The following is a 21,350-nucleotide window of genomic DNA, read 5'->3' as shown; positions in this document are numbered from 1 at the left end:
GCGGTCCGGGAAGCCTTGCGCCCGCCGCGAGCGACGCCACGCCTCGAACCCGCTGATCAGCGACCCGAACTCGGCTCGGCGGCGGCGCGCGAGGTCGTTTCGGATTCCGTGTAGTCCAGTTCCGCGCGGTCCGGCTCCATGTGGTCCGGCTCCATGTGGCCCGGCTCCATGTGGCCCGGCTCCATGTGGCCCGGCTCCGTGTACTGCGGTTTCGCGTAGAGGATCTCGCGGGCCTGGTCCGCGGCGCGGGCCATGCTCTCGGAGACGAAGTCGAGGAAGCGGGCGGTGTTTTCGAGGCGGACGCCGGCCGGGGTGCCGGAGCCGAGGATGCCGACACCCTTCCGTGCGGTCTCGGCGACCTGGGCGGTGGACCGGACGCTGGCCATCATCGAGTCGTACATGATGTCGTCGTCGAGGAAGTAGCGCTCGCGGCGGCGCTCGTCGCGTTCCCGGCGGACGAACTCCTGGCTCTCGAGGAACGCGATCGCCTTGGAGATGGACGCCGGGCTGACCTGGAGGCGCTGGACGAGTTCGGATGCGGTGAGACTGCCCGCGTCACTGATGGTGAGGCAGGCCATCACCCGGGCCGTCATCTTGGTCATGCCCGATTGCATGAAGACGGTGGTCAACGTCTCCTCGTACTCGCGCACGGCCTCGGCGTCGCGCCCGTGGGCCTGCGTCGGCGCCTCCGCCCCTCGGGGTGCGGCCTGCCTGCGACGGTGAGCGCGGCGTTCGGTGGCCCGGTGGGCGAGGTCGGCGCGGTAGGCGGTCGGTCCGCCGTTGCGCATGACCTCGCGCGTCACGGTCGAGGTCGGGCGGTCGAGACGTCTGGCGATCTCCGCGTAGGCGAGGCCGTCGGCCAGCCCCAGCGCGATCTGCTGGCGTTCCTGCTGGGTGAGTCTGCCTCCCGGCATCGCGGTCCCCTTCGTGGTGCGTAGCGCCTCTGTCTCGACTATAGCGTTCACCACCATTTCATTGCAACGAGCCAGGACGGGTCGTTGCATTACTCCCGAGAGCCATTGCAACGAAATATCAGCTCCGACCTGCGATTGCAGGAGATCTATGCAACGAATCTGTTGCCAGAGCCTGAAACGCAACGTAGCTTTTCCATCATCGGAAACAACACCGAGCACAACCGAGCACAGGAGAGCACGATGCAGAAGTTCCACACCCCCGCCCCGGTCTCCGCCGTCCTCGACGTCCCCGCGGGCCGCATCCAGTTCATCGCCGCCGACCGGGCCGACACCACGGTCGAGGTCCGGCCCGCGGACGCCTCCAAGAACCGCGACGTGAAGGCGGCGGAGCAGATCGAGGTCGCCTACGGCGACGGCGTCCTGCGGATCGAGGCCCCGGCGGCGAAGAACCGGATCCTCGGCTCCTTCGGATCCGTCGAGGTCACGGTCCAGCTGCCGGCCGGCTCCCGTATCGAGGCGAAGACGGCCGCCGCCGAACTGCGTGGCGTCGGACGGCTCGGCGACATCGCCTTCGAGGGCGCGCACGGCGCGGTCAAGATCGACGAGGCCGCGAGCATTCGCCTCACCGCCGCCGACAGTGACGTCTCGGTCGGCCGCCTGGGTGGCTCCGCGGAGATCAGCACGCAAAGGGGCGACATCCACATCGCCGAGGCGCTGCGCGGCACGGTCGTGCTGACCACCCAGATGGGAGACGTGTCCATCGGCGCCGCCCAGGGAGTGTCCGCCTCCCTGGACGCCGGCACCGGCTACGGCCGGATCGACAACTCGCTCAAGAACGCCGACGGCGCCGACGCCGGCCTGACCATCCGCGCGACCACCTCCCACGGCGACATCACCGCTCGCAGCCTCTGAAAAACCGCGGCCTTTCCCTAGGAGCACCCCTCATGACCACCTTGGCCATCGCGGCGAACGGGCTGCGCAAGTCCTACGGCGACAAGACCGTCCTCGACGGCGTCGACCTGACCGTCCCGGAAGGAACGATCTTCTCTCTGCTCGGCCCGAACGGCGCCGGCAAGACCACCGCCGTCAAGATCCTCTCCACCCTGATCTCCGCCGACCCGGGCACCGGCGACATCCACATCGGCGGCCACAACCTGGCCGCCGACCCCCAGGCGGTGCGCGCCTCGATCGGTGTCACCGGGCAGTTCTCCGCCGTCGACGGCCTGATCACCGGCGAGGAGAACATGCTCCTCATGGCGGACCTGCACCACCTCTCCAAGCGCGAGGGACAGCAGGTCACCGCCCGACTCCTGGAGCGCTTCAACCTGGTGGAAGCTGCGAAGAAGCCCGCCTCCACCTACTCCGGCGGCATGAAGCGCCGCCTCGACATCGCCATGACCCTGGTCGGCAACCCGCGGATCATCTTCCTCGACGAGCCGACCACCGGACTCGACCCCCGCTCCCGGCACAACATGTGGCAGATCATCAGGGAGCTGGTCTCCGACGGCGTCACCGTCTTCCTCACCACCCAGTACCTGGAGGAGGCCGACGAACTCGCCGACCGCATCGCCGTGCTCAACGACGGCAAGATCGCCGCCGAGGGCACCGCCGAGGAGCTCAAGCGGCTCGTCCCCGGCGGTCACGTCCGCCTCCGCTTCACCGACCCGGGCGCCTACCAGAGCGCCGCCTCCGCCCTCCGCGAAGTCACACGTGACGACGAGTCCCTCACCCTCCAACTCCCCAGCGGCGGCAGCCAACGCGAGCTGCGCTCCCTCCTCGACCAGCTGGACTCGGCCGGCATCGAGGCCGACGAGCTGACCGTGCACACGCCCGACCTCGACGACGTCTTCTTCGCCCTGACCGGCGGAACCGCCATCCCCAACCAGCCCAAGGAGACCGCCCGATGAGCACCCCCCTGGCCCCCGCCCGCCCGACCCGGCTCTCCCTCGCCGTACGCGACTCCTCCACGATGCTGCGCCGCAACCTCCTGCACGCCCGGCGCTACCCGTCCCTCACGCTGAACCTGCTGCTCACCCCGATCATGCTGCTGCTGCTCTTCGTCTACATCTTCGGCGACACCATGAGCGCGGGCATCGGCGGCGGTGGCGCCGATCGCTCGGAGTACGTCGCGTATCTCGTCCCGGGCCTGTTGCTGATGACCATCGGCAGCACCACGATCGGCACCGCGGTCTCCGTCTCCATGGACATGAGCGAGGGCATCATCGCCCGCTTCCGGACGATGGCGATCCACCGCGGTTCGGTGCTCGTCGGGCATGTCGTCGGCAGCGTGCTGCAGTCGATCGTCAGCGTGGTCCTCGTCGGCGCCGTCGGCGTGGCCATCGGCTTCCGCTCCACCGACGCCACCGTCCTGGAGTGGCTGGCGGCGTTCGGACTGCTCGTGCTGTTCGCCACCGCGCTCACCTGGATCGCCGTCGGCATGGGCCTGGTCAGCCCCAACGCCGAGGCCGCCAGCAACAACGCCATGCCCCTGATCTTCCTCCCGCTCATCTCCAGCACGTTCGTCCCGGTCGACGCGATGCCGGGCTGGTTCCAGCCGATCGCCGAGTACCAGCCGTTCACCCCGGCCATCGAGACCCTGCGCGGCCTGCTCCTCGGCACCGAGATCGGCCACAACGGATGGCTCGCCATCGCCTGGTGCCTGGGCCTCGCGGTCCTCGGCTACTTCTGGTCGACCTCGAAGTTCAACGACGACCCGAAATAACCGCCATGACGACGCGGGCCACCTCCCGCAACCCGTCCACCCGAGGGCGGCGTACACCGACACCCCGTCGGAGTGCGCCGCCCCGTTCGCGTGCGAGTTCGGCTGCGAGTTCGGGCACCTCCGCCTCCGCTCACCCCACCCCCACAGCAGCAGATCCACGGCCACAACCAGGAGATCTACGCCACAGATCCCACCCACCCCTCCTACAGCCGTGATCGATCCGCAACCAATTCCGGTCTTGACCGAGACCCATCAACCGGCTGCGTGATTACGCTCCCGACCATGGCCGACCCCACAGCGTCCCCGAGCACCTCTGCGGAACCGGGACATCCGACCCCTGCGGACCGCCCCGTCTACGTCATCGGCGGCGGCCCCGGCGGACTCTCCGTCGCGTACGCGCTGCGCGCCCAGGGACTGCGCGCCGTGGTGCTGGAGAAGTCGGACCGGGTCGGCGCCTCCTGGCGACGCCACTACGACCGGCTCCATCTGCACACCACCCGACGGCTGTCGGGCCTGCCCGGGCTGCCGATGCCACGCCGCTTCGGGCGCTGGGTGTCCCGGGACGACGTGGTGCGCTACCTGGAGAAGTACGCCGAGCACCACGACCTGGAGATCGTCACCGGCGTCGAGGTCTCCCGCGTCGAGCCCTCGCCCGACGGCTCCGGCTGGCTGCTGCACGCCACCGGCGGCCGTGAACTGACCGGCGCCGCGGTCGTCGTGGCCACCGGCCACAACCACACCCCGCACATCCCGCGCTGGCCCGGACGGGACACGTACAGCGGCGAGTTCCTGCATGCGGGCGAGTACCGCAACCCGGCCCCCTACGCCGACCGCGACGTCCTGGTCGTCGGCGTCGGCAACACCGGTGCCGAGATCGCCGTGGACCTGGTGGAGGGCGGGGCGGCGCGGGTGCGGCTGGCGGTGCGGACGGTTCCGCACATCGTGCGCCGCTCGACCGCCGGGTGGGCCGCCCAGTTCACGAGCATCCTCGTACGGCGGCTGCCGGTCGGGCTCGTCGACCGGCTCGCCAGGCCGGTGGCGAAGCTCAGCGTGCCGGACCTGTCGGCCCAGGGCCTGCCTCGCCCCGACACCGGTCTGTACAGCCGGGTCAAGGAAGGCGCGATCCCGGTTCTCGACGTCGGCCTCGTCGACGCCGTACGCAAGGGCCGGGTCGAGATCGTGGCCGCCGTCGACGGTTTCGAGGAAGGGAAGGTCATCCTCGCCGACGGCAGCCGCCTCTCGCCGGACGCCGTCATCGCGGCCACCGGATACGTTCGCGCGCTGGAGGACCTCGTGGGCCACCTCGGCGTGCTCGACACCCGCGGCAAGCCGGTCGTCCAGGGCGCCCGTACCCCGGCGAACGCGCCCGGCCTGTTCTTCACCGGCTACACCAACCCCATCAGCGGCAACCTCCGCGAGATGGCAATCGACGCACAGAAGATCGCCAGGGCCATCGCCGGCGACCGTGGTCAGCAAGTCTCCCGGCTGCCGGTGACGTAGACGCGCCCGCGCCTACTGGATGGGCTTCGTGACTCCACCCGCCGCTAAGGCGGCGGGCTTCCTGCGTCGGTGGCTACGCCTCCACGCAGAGGACCAGCCCGGCCCTGTGCAGGACGTTCAGCGCGCCCACGCGGTCGGCGTTCTCCACCAGGCCGCATTTGACGCACTCGAACTTCGCTTGGGTGACACGGTTCTCCTTCGCGACGTACCCACATCCGCCTATCTCGGGCGGGCACGTACGGGAGGTGTTGCGGGCGTCCACCGGGATCACGCGGCGAGCGGCACTCTCAGCCTTCTGCGCCAGGATTCCGAGGAACAGCCCCCAACCCGCATCCAGGATGCTCCTGTTGAGCCCGGCCTTGGCGGCGGCACCGTTCGGAAGGAACGAGCCTTCGTTGTCCGGGTCGGGCTTGGGTGCGGGCGTTTTGGTCATGCCCGCTGTGTTCAGGATCTCGTGACCGATCACGTCATGCTCACGCACAAGCGCGAGGGCCTGCTTGTGGTGGTGGTCGAGCCGTTGGCGCCGGATCTTGGCATGCAACTTGGCCACCTTCCGGGCTGCTGCCCGGTGCTTCTTCGTCCGGCGCTTCGTGCGCTTGGGGAAGGTGTCGAGGTGCCGCTGAGCGGCGGCCAGTTCCTCGCTCATCGCCTCCAGGAACCGCGGGTTCTCCACGTGGTTCCCGCCTGAGTCGGTGAAGAAGTGCACGGTGCCCATGTCGATGCCGACGATCGACCCGGTGGCGGGCAGGGGCTCGGCCGGTACCTCGTCACAGGCGAGGATCACGTACCAGCGGCGGCCCTCCCGCTTCATGCTGACCGTCTTCACCCGGCCCTTCACGGGTCGGTACTGGTGCACACGCACGTGCCCGACGCCTTGCAGCCGTACGCGGGTGTGTTTGTCGTGCGGGGTGGAGTCCCAGCGGCAGCCGTCACCGTCCTTCGGGAAGGTCACGGTGTCGAAGTGCCCGACGCCCTTGAACCGGGGATAGCCGGGCGTCTGACCGGCCTTCACGCGCTTGAAGAAAGCTTGGAACGCCTTGTCCAGGCGACTCAGGGTCGCCTGCTGGGAGGAGAACGACCAGCGCCCCTGCCGCTCCGGGTCGAATGCCCGGACCGCCTTGAGTTGGGCGGACTGGTGGCCGTACCGGATCGCGCTCTTCGAGATATGCCGGTAGGCATCGCGGCGTTCCTGTAACGCGCCGTTGTAGAGCGAGCAGTGGTCGGCCAGCGTCGCCTGCAGCACGGCTTCCTGCCGGGCCGTGGGGCGAAGGAGGAACTTGTACGCCCGGATCAAGGACGCTCCTCCTGCCCCTTCTTCCATGGCCGTTCCCACTGGGTGTCGATGTACTTCTTCACGGTCTCCGCCGAAACGGCGCCAACCGAGGCGGCGAAGTACGACGACGACCACAGCGTGGGCAGCCGGGTCTTCAGGTGCGGAAACTCCGAGCGCAGGACGTGGGAGGTGAAGCCCTTGAACTGGTTCGCGACGTATGAGGCGGACGACTTCGGGTCATGTTTGACGAAGAGGTGCACGTGGTCGGGCATGACCTCAAGGGTCACGATCTCCCACCCCTTCTCGTCGGCCTTCGCCCGGATCAGCTCGTCCAGGCGTGCCGCGACCCGGCCACCGAGAACCGGACGGCGGTACTTCGGGCACCACACCACGTGCAGCCCAAGGTCGTACACACCGCCGGAGAACTGGCGAACCTTCCTGGCCACAGCCACATGACCATTATACAGACGCGGCGTGACTATCAGTCGACCCTCGCCGGGGCGGGCGCGGACAGTGCAGATCCGCGCAGAAAGCTGATGTCAGAGCAGTTGAGAGAAAGCGCCCCTGACGGCCAGTGCGGCCGACCCCCTCACCAGACACCGGACAGGCACCCGCGGACACCCCACGCCCAACTTTGCGTGCACAGCCATTCCTGACGATGCATCAGTTCCTTTAATCTGACACTGCGTCAGTTAATCGCTGTCACACAGGAGCGGGCGGACCGATGCTTGGATCAACCCACGGCACCCTCACCACCGACTCCCGCCGGGCCCGGGTCATCGCCTGTGGCGAGCAGCCCGGGCCCGCCGTCCACGGCCGCCCGGCCGAGGTCGACGATCTCGACGTCAGCGGCCGTCCGCTGCACTCCGACGTGCCCGATCTGGACCACTTCTTCCGGCCGGAGTCGGTCGCGGTGATCGGCGCCTCGGACGCCGAGGGCCGGCCGAACACCGGTGTCACCCGCCAGCTGATCGCCTGGTCCGAGCGGGTCGGCGCCCGGCTCCATCCCGTGCACCCGAACCGCCCGTCCGTCTTCGGCATCCCTTGCTCTCCTTCCGTCGCCGACCTGCCCGAACAGGTCGATCTCGCCGTACTGCTGGTCGCCGACCCCCTTCCGGTGATCGAGGAACTGGCCGAGGCCAAGGTGAAGTTCGCCGTCGTCTTCGCCTCCGGGTTCGCGGAGACCGGCGAGGAGGGCGCCGTCGCACAGGACCGGCTCACCGCCGCCGTCGAACGGTCCGGGATGCGGCTGCTGGGCCCCAACACCAACCTCAACGCCTTCGAACGGTTCCGCGACGACCTGGCCGGCCCCGCGATCGCCCTGATCACCCAGTCCGGCCACCAGGGCCGACCCGTCTTCGCCCTCCAGGAGCTCGGCATCCGCCTGACCCACTGGGCGCCCACCGGCAACGAGGCCGACCTGGAGACCGCCGACTTCATCTCCTACTTCGCCGAGCGGCCCGAGGTCGGAGCCATCGCCTGCTACGTCGAGGGCCTCAAGGACGGCCGGTCCTTCCTGCTCGCCGCCGACCGGGCCGCCCGCCGCAAGGTGCCGGTCGTCGCCGTCAAGGTGGGCCGCACCGAGACCGGCGCGCGCACGGCCGCCTCACACACCGGCAAGCTGACCGGCGCGGACGCGGTGGTGGACGCGGCGATGCGGCAGTACGGGGTGATCCGGGTCGACGGCCTGGACGAGCTCCAGGACACCGCGGCCCTGTTGGCCCGTGCGAAACCGCCGCGCGCCGACGGCGTCGTCGTCTATTCGATCTCGGGCGGCACGGGCGCGCACTTCGCCGACCTGGCGAGCGAGGCGGGGCTCACGCTGCCGGTGCTGTCGCAGGCCAAGCAGGCCGAGCTCCACCAGTGGATACCCGAGTACCTGAGCGTGGCCAACCCGGTCGACAACGGCGGCCATCCCGTCGGCGACTGGCGCGGCCGGAAGATCATCGACGCGATCCTCGACGACCCCGCGGTCGGGGTGCTGATCTGCCCGGTCACCGGCCCCTTCCCGCCACTCAGCGACCGGCTCGTCCAGGACCTGGTGGACGCGGCCGAGCGGACGGCCAAGCTGGTGTGCGTGGTGTGGGGGTCGCCGGTCGGCACCGAACCGGCGTACCGCGAAGTCCTGCTCGGCTCCTCGCGCGTGGCCACCTTCCGCACGGTGGCGAACTGCATCACCGCCGTCCGCGCCTACCTCGACCACCATCGCTTCGCCGCCGGCTACCGCTCCCCGTTCGACGAGGCCCCGCGCACCCCCTCGCCGTCCTTCCGCAAGGCGCAGGCGCTGATGCGCCCCGGCCAGCAGTTGAGCGAGCATGCGGCGAAGCAGTTGCTGCGGGCGTACGGAATCCGCGTCCCGCGCGAGCAGTTGGTGACCAGCGCGGCGGCCGCCGTACGGGCCGCGGGCCTGGTGGGCTACCCCGTGGTGATGAAGGCGTCCGGCGCGCGGATCGCCCACAAGACCGAACTGGGCCTGGTCAGGATCGGGCTCACCTCTGCCAGCCAAGTACGCGATACCTACCGGGAGTTGACGGAGATCGCCCGCTACGAGGACGTCTCCCTGGACGGCGTCCTGGTCTGCCAGATGGTCGAGCGGGGCGTCGAGATGGTGGTGGGTGCCGCGCACGACGAGCTGTTCGGGCCGACCGTGACGGTCGGACTCGGCGGAGTGCTCGTGGAGGTGCTCGGCGACACCGCCGTACGCGTGCCGCCCTTCGGTGAGGAGCAGGCGCGGGACATGCTCGCCGAACTGCGCGGGCGGGCCCTGCTCGACGGGGTCAGGGGGCGCCCCCCGGCGGATCTCGACGCGCTCGTGGAAGTCGTCCTGCGGGTGCAGCGCATGGCCCTGGAACTGGAGGGCGACCTCGCCGAGCTCGACATCAACCCGCTGATGGTGCTGCCGCAGGGGCAGGGGGCCGTGGCGCTGGACGCCTTGGCCATCTGCCGGCCGGCCCCTGAACAGCCGTTGTAAGAAGCGGAGTACCTCCATGCCTTCCTCCCCCGAAAAGTCCGTCGAACCAGCGAATGAGCCGGAAATCGATCCGGAAACCGAGCCGGAAACGCGACCGGAAACCGAGCCGGAAATTCCCGCTGAGTCATTGGTACAACACGCCACTGACAACCGGGTCTGCCGCATCACCCTCAACCGCCCCGAGGCCCTCAACGCCATCACCCCTGACCAGCGCGAACGCATCATCCAACTACTCGCCGACGCCTCCGCGGACCCCGGCGTGCGGGCCGTCGTGCTGACCGGCACGGGCCGTGGCTTCTGCGCGGGTGCGGACCTGCGAGGGGCGGCGACCGGAGCCGAGCGCGTCGCCGGTGACGTCGCCCGCACGCTACGGCTCGGCGCCCAGCGGCTGATCGCCGCCGTCCTGGACTGCGAGAAGCCGGTGATCGCGGCGGTCAACGGCACCGCGGCCGGCCTCGGCGCGCATCTCGCGTTCGCCTGCGACCTCGTACTGGCCGCCGAATCGGCGAAGTTCATCGAGGTGTTCGTACGTCGCGGCCTCGTCCCCGACGGCGGCGGCGCCTATCTCCTGCCCCGCCTCATCGGCCCCCAGCGGGCGAAGGAGCTGATGTTCTTCGGCGACGCGCTCACCGCCGCGGACGCGGAGCGGCTGGGCCTCGTCAACCGCGTCCTGCCGGACGGCGAGTTGGACAAGACGGCCCGCGAGTGGGTCGAACGCCTCGCCACCGGCCCGACCCGCGCCCTCGCCCTCACCAAGCAGCTCGTCAACGCCTCCCTCGACGCCGACCGCACCACGGCCTTCGCGGCGGAGGCGGCGGCGCAGGAGATCAACATGACGACGGAGGACGCGCGGGAGGGGGTGGCGAGTTTCGTGGAGCGCAGGGGCGCTTCGTACCGGGGGCGGTGAGCGCGAGGAGGGTGAGCACAAGGGGCGCGGCCCCGGGAACTCAGTGCCGCACCAGGATCCACAGTTCGCCGGCGTCCGGGTCGCCGAAGCGGGCGAAGAGCTCGGGCTCGCGCTCCGTACCACCGATCGTCCAGTACGTCGCTTACCCGCATCCGCCGTCGAGTCGTACGAGCACGGCGTCGCGACCGCCCTGCTCGCCGGGGGACCAGCTGCCGGTGCCGTCGCACACGTCGATCGGGTCGGTGTACCAGTCACCTGACTCGGACTCGGTGGGCAGCTTGGTGAGCTCGGCCTTTCCGCCCGAATCCAGCCGAAGGACCGCTCCGTCCGCGCCACGCCAGTCCCCGGCGAGCCGCCCGGCGGACAGCGCAGGGGGCTCGTATCCGAGGAGCCTCGTGACCGTGCCCAGCACGCCTCCGACGAGGACCAGCAGGAACAGGGTGACGGAGGCGAACAGCGAGGGCAGCCACACCGCCCAGAACCCCTGCGGCCGACCCGTGCGCCGCGCCCGCCCGCGGAGGTACGCGAGGCCGAACACGGGCAGCACGCCGAGGGCCGCGAGGAGCGCCGCCGTGCTGGTGAACGACCAGCCCCACAGCAGGGCGGCCAGTGCCGCCCAGACCACACCGAGCGCCCCGGTGCACACCAGGTGCCAGGCCCATACGGGCCCGCGTACGTGACGAGCCGCGAGGCGCGCGAGAAGATCCGCCGGCCCGATGTGGGCGACGGCGTGCGCGAGGCCTGCGAACGGCATCAACACCGGCGTCACGGCGAGCAGGAGGGCCAGGGCGAGATAGGACAAGAAGCTGTACGGGCCGCCGTAGTCGTCGCGGCTCAGCTGGGTCCCGATCAACCAGATGAGGCCGATCGCCGGGAACTGGGCCGCGCACACCGCGGCGGCGGCGTTCAGGTCGACGAACCTCCGGACCACATCGCCGGGTCTGTCGCCCTCCGGGCCGTCAGCACTGTTGTCCCACCCCATATCCGCAGCGTACGCGCGCGCGTGCCGCGCCCCGCAGACCCCTTCCGATCTGACGTACCGTCAGCTTCAATGGTCGGTGTGATGGGACACGCAGGGATGGCGGCCGCCGCCGTCCGCTACCTCAGGTCGACCAAGGCATCCCGCCGGCGGGAGCCTGTCGAAGTGCTGCCCCGCCCTGAGCTGCGATGCGTCGGCGAGGACGAGCGGGCAACGGTCGGGAAGGCCGAGTTCCGGCGGGTGCTGGGGAACTTCGCGACAAGCGTGGCCGTTGTCACGGCACCGGCTACCACCGACGCCCCGCAGACCCCCGCCCCCGACTCCACCCCCACACCCAGCCCCGCCGGCTTCGCCTGCCAGTCCTTCTCCTCCCTCTCCCTCGACCCACCCCTGGTCGCCTTCATGGTCGGCCGTACGTCGACCACGTGGCCGCGCATCGCCCGCGCGGGCGTCTTCTGCGTGAACGTCCTGAGCTCCGGTCAGGGCGAGTTGTGCCGCGCCTTCGCGGTGAGCGGCGCGGACAAGTTCGCGGGCGTCGCGTACGACGCGGCGCCGGTTTCCGGCTCTCCTCGCCTCGCGGGCACGCTCGCGTGGATCGACTGCACGATCCACGCGGTGCACACGGGGGGCGACCACCTGATCGTGGTGGGCCGGGTGGAAGCCCTGGGAGCGAGCGACGGGGACGAGGCTCCGCTGCTGTTCCACAAGGGGCGGTTCCTCTAGGCGTCTTCCGGGCCTCGTCCGGGGCCCGTCCAGGCCTACTCCAGGCCTGGACGGGCCTGCTCCAGGCCTGGACGGGCCTGCTCTCTAGACCGCTGTAACCTCCGGCACCGTCCGCCGCCGGATCACCAGCGCCATCAGCGCCGCCGCCGCGCACAGCGCCCCCGACGCGTACCAGACCATGTCGTACCTACCGAAGACGTCCCGCGCGACCCCGCCGAGGAAGGCCACCAGCGCGGCGCCGACCTGATGGGAGGCGAGGACCCAGCCGAAGACGATCGCGCTGTCGTCGCCGTACTGCTCCCGGCACAGGGCGACGGTGGGCGGCACGGTGGCGACCCAGTCGAGGCCGTAGAAGACGATGAAGAAGATCATCGGCGGGTGGACCGACGGAGCGAGCAGCATCGGCAGGAACAGCAGCGAGACGCCGCGCAGGGCGTAGTAGACCGCCAGCAGGCGGCGCGGATCGAAGCGGTCGGTGAGCCAGCCGGAGGCGATCGTGCCGATCACGTCGAACACGCCGATGACCGCGAGCAGCGAGGCGGCGGCCGGGACGGGCATGCCGTGGTCGTGGGCGGCGGGCACGAAGTGGGTCTGGATGAGGCCGTTGGTGGAGGCGCCGCAGATCGCGAAGGTGCCGGCCAGCAGCCAGAAGGGACCGGTGCGGGCCGCCGAGAAGAGCACCGTCACCGCCCGGCGCGCGGCGCCCGGCACGGGGGCGGGCTTGGGCACGAACTCCTTCGCGCCGTACGGCTTCAGGCCCACGTCGGCCGGGTGGTCGCGCAGCAGCAGCCAGACGAAGGGGACGACCGCGAGGGCCGCGAGGGCGACCGTGACGGCGGCCGGGCGCCATTTGCCCGCCTCGACCATCAAGGCGAGCACGGGCAGGAAGATCAGCTGGCCGGAGGCCGAGGCGGCGGTCAGGATGCCGGTGACCAAACCGCGCCGCTCGGTGAACCAGCGGTTGGTGACCGTCGCGGCGAAGGCCAGCGCCATCGAACCGGTGCCGAGACCCACCAGCAGGCCCCAGCACAGCAGCAGTTGCCAGGCCGCCGTCATCCACACCGTCAGGCCCGAGCCGAGCGCGATCATGATGAGCGCGACCGCGACCACGCGCCGGATGCCGAAGCGGTCCATCAGGGCGGCGGCGAAGGGGGCGGTGAGCCCGTACAGCGCGAGGTTGATCGAGACAGCGGCGCCGATCGTGCCGCGCGACCAGCCGAACTCCTGGTGCAGCGGGTCGATGAGCAGCCCCGGCACGGAGCGGAAGGCGGCGGCGCCGATGATCGTCACGAAGGCTACGGCGGCGACGAACCATGCCCGATGCAGTGACCATTTGCGGCTGAGCCGCGGGCGGGAGCTCTTGATCGGCCGGATGTCCTCTGCGGTGGCGTCTGCCTCGGTTGTCTGGGTCACGACATAGAGCTTCGGGCCTGCGATCGTCCCGAAACGAGTGGCCCGAAGGACAGCATTCGTTAGGATCGGGCCATGGATGCGGAGACCGAGCACATGGACGCCCCGGACGCGCGGACGGAGCACACGGAGGCCCCGCACACGCAGACGCAGACGCAGACGCAGAGCACGGAAGCCCCGGACACGCAGACCGAGGGCACGGAGGCCAAGGACCGCGGCTTCCGGCCGCACCGCACGGTCGTCCTCGCCCTCGACGGCGCCCTCCCCTTCGAACTGGGCATCCCGCACCGCATCTTCGGCCGGCCCAAGGACGCCCGGCGACGACATCTGTACGAGGTCGTCACCTGTTCGATCCGGCCACCCGGCCCCGTGCAGACCGACGCCGACTTCGCCATCCAGGTCGAACACGGCCCGGAGGCCCTCGCCACCGCCGACACCGTGATCATCCCGGCGTCCTACGAACTCGGCCCGGTCTTCGAGGAGGGCGTCCTCACCGACGAACTGGCCGCCGCACTCGCCCACATCCGCCCCGGCACCCGGCTCGCCTCGATCTGCACCGGCGTATACGTCCTGGCCGCCGCCGGCCTCCTCGACGGCCGCCCGGCCACCACCCACTGGGCGGACGCCGAGCGCTTCCAACGGCTGTTCCCGAGGGTCAAGGTCGACGCGGACGTCCTGTTCATCGACGACGGCGACGTACTGACCTCGGCCGGTGTCGCGGCCGGGATCGACCTGTGCCTGCACATGGTCCGCCGCGACCACGGCACGGCGATCGCCAACGAGGTGGCCCGCCGCACGGTCGTACCGCCCCACCGGGACGGCGGCCAGGCCCAGTACATCCACCGCCCGGTCCCCGACCCCCAGCAGGCGTCCACGACCTCGGCCCGCGCCTGGGCCCTGGGCCGGCTCCACGAGCCGATCCAGTTGCGCGACATGGCCGAGCAGGAAGCCATGTCCGTGCGGACCTTCACGCGCCGCTTCCGCGAGGAGGTCGGCGTCAGCCCCGGCCAATGGCTCACCCAGCAGCGTGTCGAACGCGCCCGGCACCTGCTGGAGTCCACCGACCTGTCCGTCGACCAGGTCGCCCGCGACGCCGGCTTCGGCACCGCCCAGTCGATGCGGCAGCACCTACAGGCGGCGCTAGGCGTCACACCCACCAGCTATCGGCGCACCTTCCGCGACGGCAGCAGTCCCAACTCCCCTCTCTTCAGCGGCACTTGAGACGTCGCGGCGAACCTCTCCCCACCAGCCGAGCGCCGTCAGCAGCAACGTCACCGCCACGCCGGCCAGGACCGCCGTGGACGGCGCGACCACCTGGAGCAGGCCGCCCGCGAGGGAACCCGTCGCCGCGTAGCCCGCCCCCGCGGCCGCGTACATCACGGAGTAACCGGCGGCCAGGGCTCCCGGCGGCAGGGCCTCGCGCAGGGACAGGTTGCGGGTGACCAGGGCGCCCGCCTGCAGCGTGCCCGCCAGGACGAGGGCGCCCGCGATCCCGGCCGCGCCCGGTATCAGCGCGGCGAGGGTCACGAAGGCCGACATGCCGCACATCAGCACCACACTGCGCGCGCGGAGCCGCCCCGGCCACGACCGAAGGCCGTACAGGAACGCCCCGAGCCCCGCCCCCGTCGCCATGCCCGCCAGCATCAGGCCGGACCAGCCCACGCCGATGCCGCGCTGCTCGAGCAGGGCGGGCAGGGTGAGTTCGGCCAGGCCGAGCAGGGTGAGGCTGGCCGCGCCCGTGACGTACACCGGCCAGGCGCGTATCAGCAGGCGGATCCTCGCCCGGCCTTCCTCCCCGTCCTGGTCCCCCTTGCCCCAGCCCGCGGGCAGCAGCCAGTGGCCCGCGATCGACGACGCCATCAGGGCGGCCGCGAGGAGCAACGGCACCCGCGGCGCCACCCCGAGGGCGAGGCCGGCGACCGCGACCGGGGAGACGGCCCACACGCCCGACATCAGCATCGACTCGGCGGACAGCGCCTGCGCCACGGCCCGCTCCGGGACCAGCGAGGTCAGCAGCGCCCGCTGACCTCCGGCGGCCGCGGCCGGAGCCCCACCGGCCAGGAACGCGAACGCCCCCAGCACCACGGGGTGCGCCCCGGCCAGCACCCCGAGTCCCGCGAACCCCGCCGCCCCGCCCACGAGCCCGACGGCCAGATGACGCCGGCCGCGAGCCGGGTCCAGCCGCATCCCGAGGACCGGGGCGGCGATGATCTCGCCCAGCACATAGGCCGCCGCGAGCGTCGCACCCAGGGTGTAACCGCCGGGCCGCTCCCGCACCAGGAACACCAAGGCCAACGGCGCCATGGCGACCGGCATACGAGAGGCGACGGCGGTGCAGGCCCAGATCAGGACCTGCTTGGAGGCGACGTCTCGATAGGTCATGGAAACGACGGTAGGCGCCGCCACTGACAACACGGCAGGGCATTTCCGGGCCTGTGGAAAACGGCGCGGAGGAGCCTCAGAAGGCCGAGGAGTCTCAGAGACCGAGAAACTTCAGAAGCCGAGAAACCCGGAAGCGGAGGGATCTCTGAGGCCAGGAATCCGCAGAAGCCGAGTCATCTCTGCCGCCGAAAACCCGCAGAAGCCGAGGGCGACCTCAAAAGGTGAGCACCGCGCGAGCCACCTTCCCCGCCTCCGCATCCGCCGCCGCCCTCTCGAACTCCTCGACCGGATACGTCTGCGTCACCAGCTCGTCCAGCAGCAGCCGCCCGTCCCGATACAACTCGGCGTACAGCGCGATGTCCCGCTGCGGCCTCGACGACCCGTACCGGCACCCCAGGATCGACTTGTCCAGGTACATGGAGGACACGACGAAGGAGGCCTCGGCGCCGGCCGGCGGAACCCCCAGCAGAATCGCCTGCCCATGCCGGTCGAGCAGATCGACGGCCGCCCGGATCAACTCCACCCGCCCCACGCACTCGAAGGCATGGGCGGCCCCCGCGGGCAGCAGTTCCCGCACCCCCTCCACCGACGTCAGGAAGTCGGTCGCCCCGAACTGCCGCGCCACCGCCTCCTTCGCCGGATTCGCGTCCACGGCGACGATCCGCAGCGCGCCCGCGATCCGGGCCCCCTGAATGACGTTGAGACCGATACCGCCGGCACCGATCACGACCACGCTGTCCCCACGGTCCACCTTCGCCCGGTTGAGCACGGCGCCCACCCCGGTCAGCACCCCGCACCCGATGAGCGCGGCCGAGGGCAGCGGAATGTCCTTCGGAATCCGTACCACCTGCACGGCCTTCACCACGGTCCGTTCCGCGAACGCGGAGTTGGACGCGAACTGGAAGACGGGCCGCCCCCGTCGCTCGAACGGCTGCCCCGGACGCCCTATGGCCTGCCGGCACATGGTCGGCCGCCCCCGGTCGCACTCGGCGCACGTCCCGCAGTTGGCGAGCGTGGACAGGGCCACATGATCTCCCCGCTCGACATGGGTGACTCCCACACCCACCGCTTCCACCACCCCCGCCCCCTCATGGCCCAACACCACAGGAACCGGAAAAGGTATGGTCCCGTCCACCACGGAGAGATCGCTGTGGCACAGTCCCGCAGCCAAGATCGCGACCAGCACCTCACCCGGCCCGGGATCCCGCACCTGAAGGTCGTACGCGACCTCGACCCGCTTCCCGTCGAACACCACGCCGCGCATCACACAACCCCCTTGGGTTCCCTTGGCAGCCCGAGCACCCGCTCGGCGATGATCGTGCGCTGAACCTGGTCCGACCCGCCGTAGATGGTGTCGGCGCGGGAGAACAGGAACAGATGCTGCGCCTCGTCGAGTTCGTACGGCGTCGAAGGCGACCACTCCCGGGGCCCGACCCCCGCCGCCGCCCCCCGCACCTGCATCGCCAGCTCCCCGAGCCGCTGATGCCAGCCGCCCCAGAGCAACTTGGCCACACTGGGCGCCCCCGCGTCCCCGGCCCTGCCGAGCGTGCGCAACGCGTTCCAGCGCATCACCCTCAGCTCGGCCCACTGCCGCACAAGCCGCTCCCGCACGACGGGATCCTCGACCGCCCCCGACTCGACGGCCGCCCGCACCACCCGCCCCAGCTCAGCGGCGAACCCGACCTGCTGGGCAAGCGTCGACACCCCCCGCTCGAACCCGAGCAGGCTCATCGCCACCTTCCATCCCGCGCCCTCGCCTCCGACGACGTGCTCCACGCGCGCGTGCGCACCGTCGAAGAAGACCTCGTTGAAGTCGCTCGTGCCGGTCATCTGACGGATGGGCCGGACTTCGATGCGACCCGGCTGGTCCATGGGGACGAGCAGAAAGCTGAGTCCGTGATGGCGCCGGGAGTCGGGCTCGGTACGGGCCAGCACGAAGCACCAGTCGGCCTCGTGGGCGAGAGAGGTCCAGATCTTCTGCCCGGTGACGCGGTATGTCCCGTCCGAGGCGCGTTCGGCTTTCGTACGAACCCCTGCGAGGTCGGAACCCGCACCGGGTTCGCTGTACCCCTGACACCAGAGCTCGTCCCCGGCCGCGATAGCCGGCAGGAACCGGCCCTTCTGCTCCTCCGTGCCGTGCGCGATGAGCGTGGGCGCCAGAAGCTTCTCACCGATATGCCCCGAGCGAGCGGGCGCGCCCGATCGGGCGTACTCCTCAGCCCAGACGACCTGCTGAGTGAGAGTCGCGGTCCGATTGCCGTATCCGCCCTCGCCCCAACCCAGCCCAATCCAACCGGCTTTCCCAAGCGCCCTTTCCCAAGTCCGCCGGTCCTGAACGTCCTCGGCATGCACGTCGAGCCACGCCCGCGCTTCCGAACGAAAGGCCTCATCCTCAGGCGCAAACCCGAAGTCCATGGGGGTCTCCTCAAAATCGCCGGTCAGCGACAACGCCCCTTCAGGGGCGCGGGGAACTGCGCGATCAGCCACAAACCACCCGCACCCGCGAATCCAGAACACCTCCCGAGCTCTTAGGCGTTAGGCCGCTCCCCCTCAGCGGCAGCGCGCCGCATCGCCTCCACCCGCTCCAACATCGGCATCGGATCCACCCCCACCGACCCCGGCAGCACCTCCGCAATCCGCTCCGGCGTCCAAGAACCGTCGGCATGAGCCGAGCGCAGCTCCCGCGGCTGCGCCCACACCGCGATCTTCGCCCCCGCGACCGTGTACACCTGCCCCGTGACCCCCTGCTCCCGAGCGGCGTCCGACAACAGGTAGACCACCATCGCGGCGACGTCCTCCGGCTCCCCCATCTCCGCCAACTCCGTGGGAACCCCGGCCGACATCCGCGTACGCGCCACCGGCGCCACGGCATTGGCGGTCACCCCATACCGGTGCAGGCCCAGCGCAGCGCTCCGTACCAGCGAGATGACCCCGCCCTTCGCCGCGCTGTAGTTGGCCTGCGACACCGACCCCTGATGGTTGCCACTGGTGAATCCGATCAAGGTCCCCGCCCGCTGCTTGCGCATCACCGCAGACGCGGCCCGGAACACCGTGAAGGTGCCCTTCAGATGCGTGGCGACGACCGGGTCCCACTCCTCCTCGGTCATGTTGAACAGCATCCGCTCGCGCAGGATCCCGGCGACACACACCACCCCGTCGATGCGCCCGTAGGCCGACACCGCCGTGTCCACGACCCGCTGCCCACCGGCCATGGTGGACACGTCGTCGGCCACGGCGACCGCTTCGCCGCCCGCCGCCTCGATCTCCTTGACGACCCCTTCGGCGACCTCACTCGTGGGCGAGACCCCGTCCACGGACACCCCGTAGTCGTTGACGACCACCCGCGCTCCCTCGGCCGCGGCCGCCAGGGCCACCGCCCGTCCGATGCCCCGCCCGGCGCCCGTCACGGCGACGACCTTGCCTGCCAAGAAGTTCCCCATACTCCGGCCCCTTCCTGCAGTTTCTGACGGTCCGTTAGATTCGACTCGATTCTACGACCCGTCAGATACGCGAAGACAAGCCCCGGGGAGGACTCATGTCACTGCCGGAGGAGTTCCACGAGATCGCCAAGCGCGTGAACAACTGGGGACGTTGGGGGGCCGACGACGAGATCGGCACCCTCAACCTGATCACCGACGAGGTGGTCCGCGAGGCGGCCGCCTGCGTCCGCACCGGCCGCCGCATCCCCCTTGCCCTCCCCCTGCGACAGGACGGCATACAGACCGGCATGATCCCCGGCCGCGTCAACCCGCTGCACGCCATGGTGCAGATCAACCAGGAGATCTTCGGCCCGGGCACCGTCGCGTGCAGCGACGACGCCGTGACCATGGGACTGCAGGCCGCGACCCACTGGGACGCGCTCACTCACGTCTCCCACTCGGGCCGGCTCTACAACGGCCGTCCCGCCGACACCATCACCGCGCACGGCGGCGCCGAGTTCAGCGGCATCGACAAGGCGCGGCACATCGTCTCGCGGGGCGTACTGCTGGACGTGGCACGCGCGCGTGGCGTCACCCGGCTCGACGGCGGACACGCGGTCACCCCGGAGGACCTGGAGGCAGCGGAGGAACTCGCGGGCACACGCGTGCGCGCCGGCGACATCGCGCTCGTACGGACGGGGCAGATGCAGGTCTGTCTCGCCGGCGACAAGCACGGGTACGGCTACCCCTCGCCCGGCCTGTCGATCCGTACGCCGGAGTGGTTCCACGCGCGCGACGTGGCGGCCGTCGCGAACGACACCCTCACATTTGAGATCTTTCCGCCCGAGGTCGAGGATCTGTGGCTGCCCGTACATGCGCTCGATTTGGTGGAAATGGGGATGCTTCAGGGCCAGAACTGGAATCTCGAAGAGTTGTCCACAGCCTGTGGACAAGAGGGCCGCTACGCGTTCCTGCTGTCGGCGATGCCCGAGCCCTTCGTCGGCGGTACGGGAACTCCCGTGGCGCCCGTGGCCGTGCTCTGAACGAGGTCGGCTGGCGGCGCGGCAGTGATCGCCCCGAGCACGGCACCGCGCGCCGCCATCCGACTTCGGCGTACCCGCCCCAGCTCTCCGGGCCCTGAGAGAACCGACGCCGAATCACGACCCACACTCGGCGAGGGCCTCCGTCACCGAAACCCTCGTCGTCCCCTCGCGGCGAATCGCTGACCACAAGCGTGATCAACCGGACACTCGACGTCAACACCCACTCGGGGATTTGTTACTTACCGCCCTATTTGTAGAAGCCGCGCACGGAAGCATGCCCGGGCGCACCGACGCTCACCCGGACAAGGGCGACAGCGCTTTCTGCAACCATGCACCGAACCCGGCGCAGTTGGCGCGCCGTGCGCCCGTCACACCGCTTCGTACGCGAGGCCCTCGTACGCCGACGCCCCGCTCCCGTAGGCGGAAGCGGGCCCCGCCGACTCCGACTCGCGGTCCAGTTCGCACCAGATCCGCTTGCCGGCGCCCTCGCAGCTCCAGCCCCATCGGTCCGCGAGACCGTCGACGAGCGCGAGGCCCCGGCCCCCGGTCGCGTCGTCGTCGGCGCACCGGGGCACGGGCGCGCGGTCGCTGCGGTCGGCCACCTCCAGCCGTACGGTGGCGGACTCCTGGGCCGCACCCGGCAGGGACAGGCGCAGTACGGCGGGACAACCGGTGTGCACCACGGCGTTGGTGACCAGTTCGGAGATGAGCAGGATCAGCGTCTCGGCGAGCGGTTCATCGGCCTCTATCCCGGACCCGGCAAGCCGCGAGCGGGCCCACCGCCGGGCTCGCCCCACTTCAGCGGGGTCGGGCCGGATCTCCAGCTGCACTTGAAGCACCTGCACCGCTCACACCATCCGAACCGGCGGACACTTGGCCCCGCGCCTCACGAGGGCCACGATCCTAGCCATTCTTTTCATGGCCAGAACAATGGCCAAAGCCAGGGTCACGGAACGTGAATCCCTTAGCTGACAGCATGGTTGACGTACAGTCACCCCAACAAGCGCTTCGGGCATATTCCAGCGCGAAGGAGTACCCCTGCGGCATACTGTGCGACGCTTGTTTCGGGGAGTCGAACAGACGGGGGCGAAGAGCCCTCCCGCCCTG

General features: G+C 70.4%; 19 protein-coding genes. 9 read left to right on the top strand and 10 right to left on the bottom strand.

The annotated features are described in order from the left end of the window. Window positions 1-56: 56 nt before the first annotated feature. On the bottom strand, window positions 57-914 hold the full coding sequence (locus tag QQM39_RS25385; RefSeq protein WP_301999833.1) for a helix-turn-helix domain-containing protein: 858 nt from the start codon (window positions 912-914) through the stop codon (window positions 57-59). A 240-nt stretch (window positions 915-1,154) separates the two neighbouring features. Between QQM39_RS25385 and QQM39_RS25380 the strand changes: the two genes are divergently transcribed. The 4 genes from QQM39_RS25380 to QQM39_RS25365 all read left to right on the top strand — a co-directional run bounded on the left by QQM39_RS25380 (window position 1,155) and on the right by QQM39_RS25365 (window position 5,136). Further along, window positions 1,155-1,826 (top strand): DUF4097 family beta strand repeat-containing protein, encoded by a 672-nt coding sequence (locus QQM39_RS25380; RefSeq protein WP_301999832.1) that lies wholly within the window; start codon window positions 1,155-1,157, stop codon window positions 1,824-1,826. Window positions 1,827-1,858: 32 nt separating this feature from the next. Continuing rightward, complete coding sequence (locus tag QQM39_RS25375; RefSeq protein ID WP_301999831.1) at window positions 1,859-2,821, top strand: ATP-binding cassette domain-containing protein; 963 nt, start codon at window positions 1,859-1,861, stop codon at window positions 2,819-2,821. Then, the gene (locus QQM39_RS25370; RefSeq protein ID WP_301999829.1) at window positions 2,818-3,636 is read left to right on the top strand and encodes an ABC transporter permease; all 819 of its coding nucleotides are present in this window, start codon (window positions 2,818-2,820) and stop codon (window positions 3,634-3,636) included. Before QQM39_RS25375 ends, QQM39_RS25370 begins: the two co-directional genes overlap by 4 nt. 282 nt (window positions 3,637-3,918) lie before the next feature. Beyond that, on the top strand, window positions 3,919-5,136 hold the full coding sequence (locus QQM39_RS25365) for an NAD(P)/FAD-dependent oxidoreductase (protein ID WP_301999828.1): 1,218 nt from the start codon (window positions 3,919-3,921) through the stop codon (window positions 5,134-5,136). Between the two features lie 73 nt (window positions 5,137-5,209). Here the strand turns inward: QQM39_RS25365 and QQM39_RS25360 are convergent, their stop codons facing one another. Both QQM39_RS25360 and tnpA read right to left on the bottom strand, forming a co-directional pair. Continuing rightward, a complete protein-coding gene (locus tag QQM39_RS25360; RefSeq protein WP_301999827.1) occupies window positions 5,210-6,430 on the bottom strand; it encodes a transposase in 1,221 nt (406 codons plus the stop codon). Next, on the bottom strand, window positions 6,427-6,855 hold the full coding sequence (gene tnpA / locus QQM39_RS25355) for an IS200/IS605 family transposase (protein ID WP_302003721.1): 429 nt from the start codon (window positions 6,853-6,855) through the stop codon (window positions 6,427-6,429). The genes QQM39_RS25360 and tnpA overlap by 4 nt, the downstream gene beginning before the upstream one ends. A gap of 278 nt (window positions 6,856-7,133) precedes the next feature. Between tnpA and QQM39_RS25350 the strand changes: the two genes are divergently transcribed. Together QQM39_RS25350 and QQM39_RS25345 are read left to right on the top strand one after the other, a co-directional pair. After that, window positions 7,134-9,380 (top strand): acetate--CoA ligase family protein, encoded by a 2,247-nt coding sequence (locus tag QQM39_RS25350; protein WP_301999826.1) that lies wholly within the window; start codon window positions 7,134-7,136, stop codon window positions 9,378-9,380. 16 nt (window positions 9,381-9,396) lie between these two features. After that, entirely contained in the window at window positions 9,397-10,287 is an 891-nt protein-coding gene (locus tag QQM39_RS25345; protein WP_301999825.1) for an enoyl-CoA hydratase-related protein, read from the top strand. Between the two features lie 142 nt (window positions 10,288-10,429). On the opposite strand, the gene QQM39_RS25340 is transcribed toward QQM39_RS25345, so the two are convergent. Beyond that, a complete protein-coding gene (locus QQM39_RS25340) occupies window positions 10,430-11,269 on the bottom strand; it encodes a hypothetical protein (RefSeq protein ID WP_301999824.1) in 840 nt (279 codons plus the stop codon). An 81-nt stretch (window positions 11,270-11,350) separates the two neighbouring features. Here QQM39_RS25340 and QQM39_RS25335 point away from each other — a divergent pair, with 81 nt between their 5' ends. Further along, window positions 11,351-11,989: a flavin reductase family protein gene (locus QQM39_RS25335; RefSeq protein ID WP_301999823.1), complete on the top strand. Its 639-nt coding sequence runs from the start codon at window positions 11,351-11,353 to the stop codon at window positions 11,987-11,989. 84 nt (window positions 11,990-12,073) lie between these two features. Here QQM39_RS25335 and QQM39_RS25330 read toward each other — a convergent pair whose 3' ends face one another. Continuing rightward, window positions 12,074-13,402: an MFS transporter gene (locus QQM39_RS25330; RefSeq protein WP_301999822.1), complete on the bottom strand. Its 1,329-nt coding sequence runs from the start codon at window positions 13,400-13,402 to the stop codon at window positions 12,074-12,076. Between the two features lie 72 nt (window positions 13,403-13,474). Here QQM39_RS25330 and QQM39_RS25325 point away from each other — a divergent pair, with 72 nt between their 5' ends. Next, window positions 13,475-14,620, top strand: coding sequence for a GlxA family transcriptional regulator (locus QQM39_RS25325; RefSeq protein WP_301999821.1), 1,146 nt, complete (start codon window positions 13,475-13,477; stop codon window positions 14,618-14,620). Here the strand turns inward: QQM39_RS25325 and QQM39_RS25320 are convergent. The 4 genes from QQM39_RS25320 to QQM39_RS25305 all read right to left on the bottom strand — a co-directional run bounded on the left by QQM39_RS25320 (window position 14,540) and on the right by QQM39_RS25305 (window position 19,221). Then, on the bottom strand, window positions 14,540-15,781 hold the full coding sequence (locus QQM39_RS25320; RefSeq protein WP_301999820.1) for an MFS transporter: 1,242 nt from the start codon (window positions 15,779-15,781) through the stop codon (window positions 14,540-14,542). The two genes, QQM39_RS25325 and QQM39_RS25320, sit on opposite strands and share 81 nt — an antisense overlap. A 214-nt stretch (window positions 15,782-15,995) precedes the next feature. After that, window positions 15,996-17,045, bottom strand: coding sequence for an alcohol dehydrogenase catalytic domain-containing protein (locus tag QQM39_RS25315; RefSeq protein ID WP_301999819.1), 1,050 nt, complete (start codon window positions 17,043-17,045; stop codon window positions 15,996-15,998). Beyond that, a complete protein-coding gene (locus QQM39_RS25310; protein WP_302003720.1) occupies window positions 17,045-18,196 on the bottom strand; it encodes an acyl-CoA dehydrogenase family protein in 1,152 nt (383 codons plus the stop codon). Before QQM39_RS25310 ends, QQM39_RS25315 begins: the two co-directional genes overlap by 1 nt. A gap of 113 nt (window positions 18,197-18,309) precedes the next feature. Beyond that, window positions 18,310-19,221, bottom strand: coding sequence for an SDR family oxidoreductase (locus QQM39_RS25305; RefSeq protein WP_301999818.1), 912 nt, complete (start codon window positions 19,219-19,221; stop codon window positions 18,310-18,312). Window positions 19,222-19,316: 95 nt separating this feature from the next. Between QQM39_RS25305 and QQM39_RS25300 the strand changes: the two genes are divergently transcribed. Continuing rightward, a complete protein-coding gene (locus QQM39_RS25300) occupies window positions 19,317-20,243 on the top strand; it encodes a cyclase family protein (protein ID WP_301999817.1) in 927 nt (308 codons plus the stop codon). Window positions 20,244-20,611: 368 nt separating this feature from the next. On the opposite strand, the gene QQM39_RS25295 is transcribed toward QQM39_RS25300, so the two are convergent. Beyond that, on the bottom strand, window positions 20,612-21,073 hold the full coding sequence (locus tag QQM39_RS25295; RefSeq protein ID WP_302003719.1) for an ATP-binding protein: 462 nt from the start codon (window positions 21,071-21,073) through the stop codon (window positions 20,612-20,614). Window positions 21,074-21,350 lie beyond the last annotated feature (277 nt).

Source organism: Streptomyces sp. DT2A-34, assembly GCF_030499515.1.
GTDB lineage: Bacteria > Actinomycetota > Actinomycetes > Streptomycetales > Streptomycetaceae > Streptomyces.
The sequence above is the reverse complement of the archived record's forward strand: the minus strand, read 5'-3'. Positions and strand labels throughout refer to the sequence as shown.

Coding starts and splice junctions, on each gene's coding strand:
- QQM39_RS25335 (WP_301999823.1), top strand. CDS start 11,351: ATGGGACACGCAGGGATGGCGGCCGCCGCCGTCCGCTACCTCAGGTCG.
- QQM39_RS25340 (WP_301999824.1), bottom strand. CDS start 11,269: ATGGGGTGGGACAACAGTGCTGACGGCCCGGAGGGCGACAGACCCGGC.
- QQM39_RS25305 (WP_301999818.1), bottom strand. CDS start 19,221: ATGGGGAACTTCTTGGCAGGCAAGGTCGTCGCCGTGACGGGCGCCGGG.
- QQM39_RS25310 (WP_302003720.1), bottom strand. CDS start 18,196: ATGGACTTCGGGTTTGCGCCTGAGGATGAGGCCTTTCGTTCGGAAGCG.
- QQM39_RS25345 (WP_301999825.1), top strand. CDS start 9,397: ATGCCTTCCTCCCCCGAAAAGTCCGTCGAACCAGCGAATGAGCCGGAA.
- QQM39_RS25325 (WP_301999821.1), top strand. CDS start 13,475: ATGGATGCGGAGACCGAGCACATGGACGCCCCGGACGCGCGGACGGAG.
- QQM39_RS25320 (WP_301999820.1), bottom strand. CDS start 15,781: ATGACCTATCGAGACGTCGCCTCCAAGCAGGTCCTGATCTGGGCCTGC.
- QQM39_RS25380 (WP_301999832.1), top strand. CDS start 1,155: ATGCAGAAGTTCCACACCCCCGCCCCGGTCTCCGCCGTCCTCGACGTC.
- QQM39_RS25385 (WP_301999833.1), bottom strand. CDS start 914: ATGCCGGGAGGCAGACTCACCCAGCAGGAACGCCAGCAGATCGCGCTG.
- QQM39_RS25315 (WP_301999819.1), bottom strand. CDS start 17,045: ATGCGCGGCGTGGTGTTCGACGGGAAGCGGGTCGAGGTCGCGTACGAC.
- QQM39_RS25365 (WP_301999828.1), top strand. CDS start 3,919: ATGGCCGACCCCACAGCGTCCCCGAGCACCTCTGCGGAACCGGGACAT.
- QQM39_RS25350 (WP_301999826.1), top strand. CDS start 7,134: ATGCTTGGATCAACCCACGGCACCCTCACCACCGACTCCCGCCGGGCC.
- QQM39_RS25300 (WP_301999817.1), top strand. CDS start 19,317: ATGTCACTGCCGGAGGAGTTCCACGAGATCGCCAAGCGCGTGAACAAC.
- QQM39_RS25370 (WP_301999829.1), top strand. CDS start 2,818: ATGAGCACCCCCCTGGCCCCCGCCCGCCCGACCCGGCTCTCCCTCGCC.
- QQM39_RS25375 (WP_301999831.1), top strand. CDS start 1,859: ATGACCACCTTGGCCATCGCGGCGAACGGGCTGCGCAAGTCCTACGGC.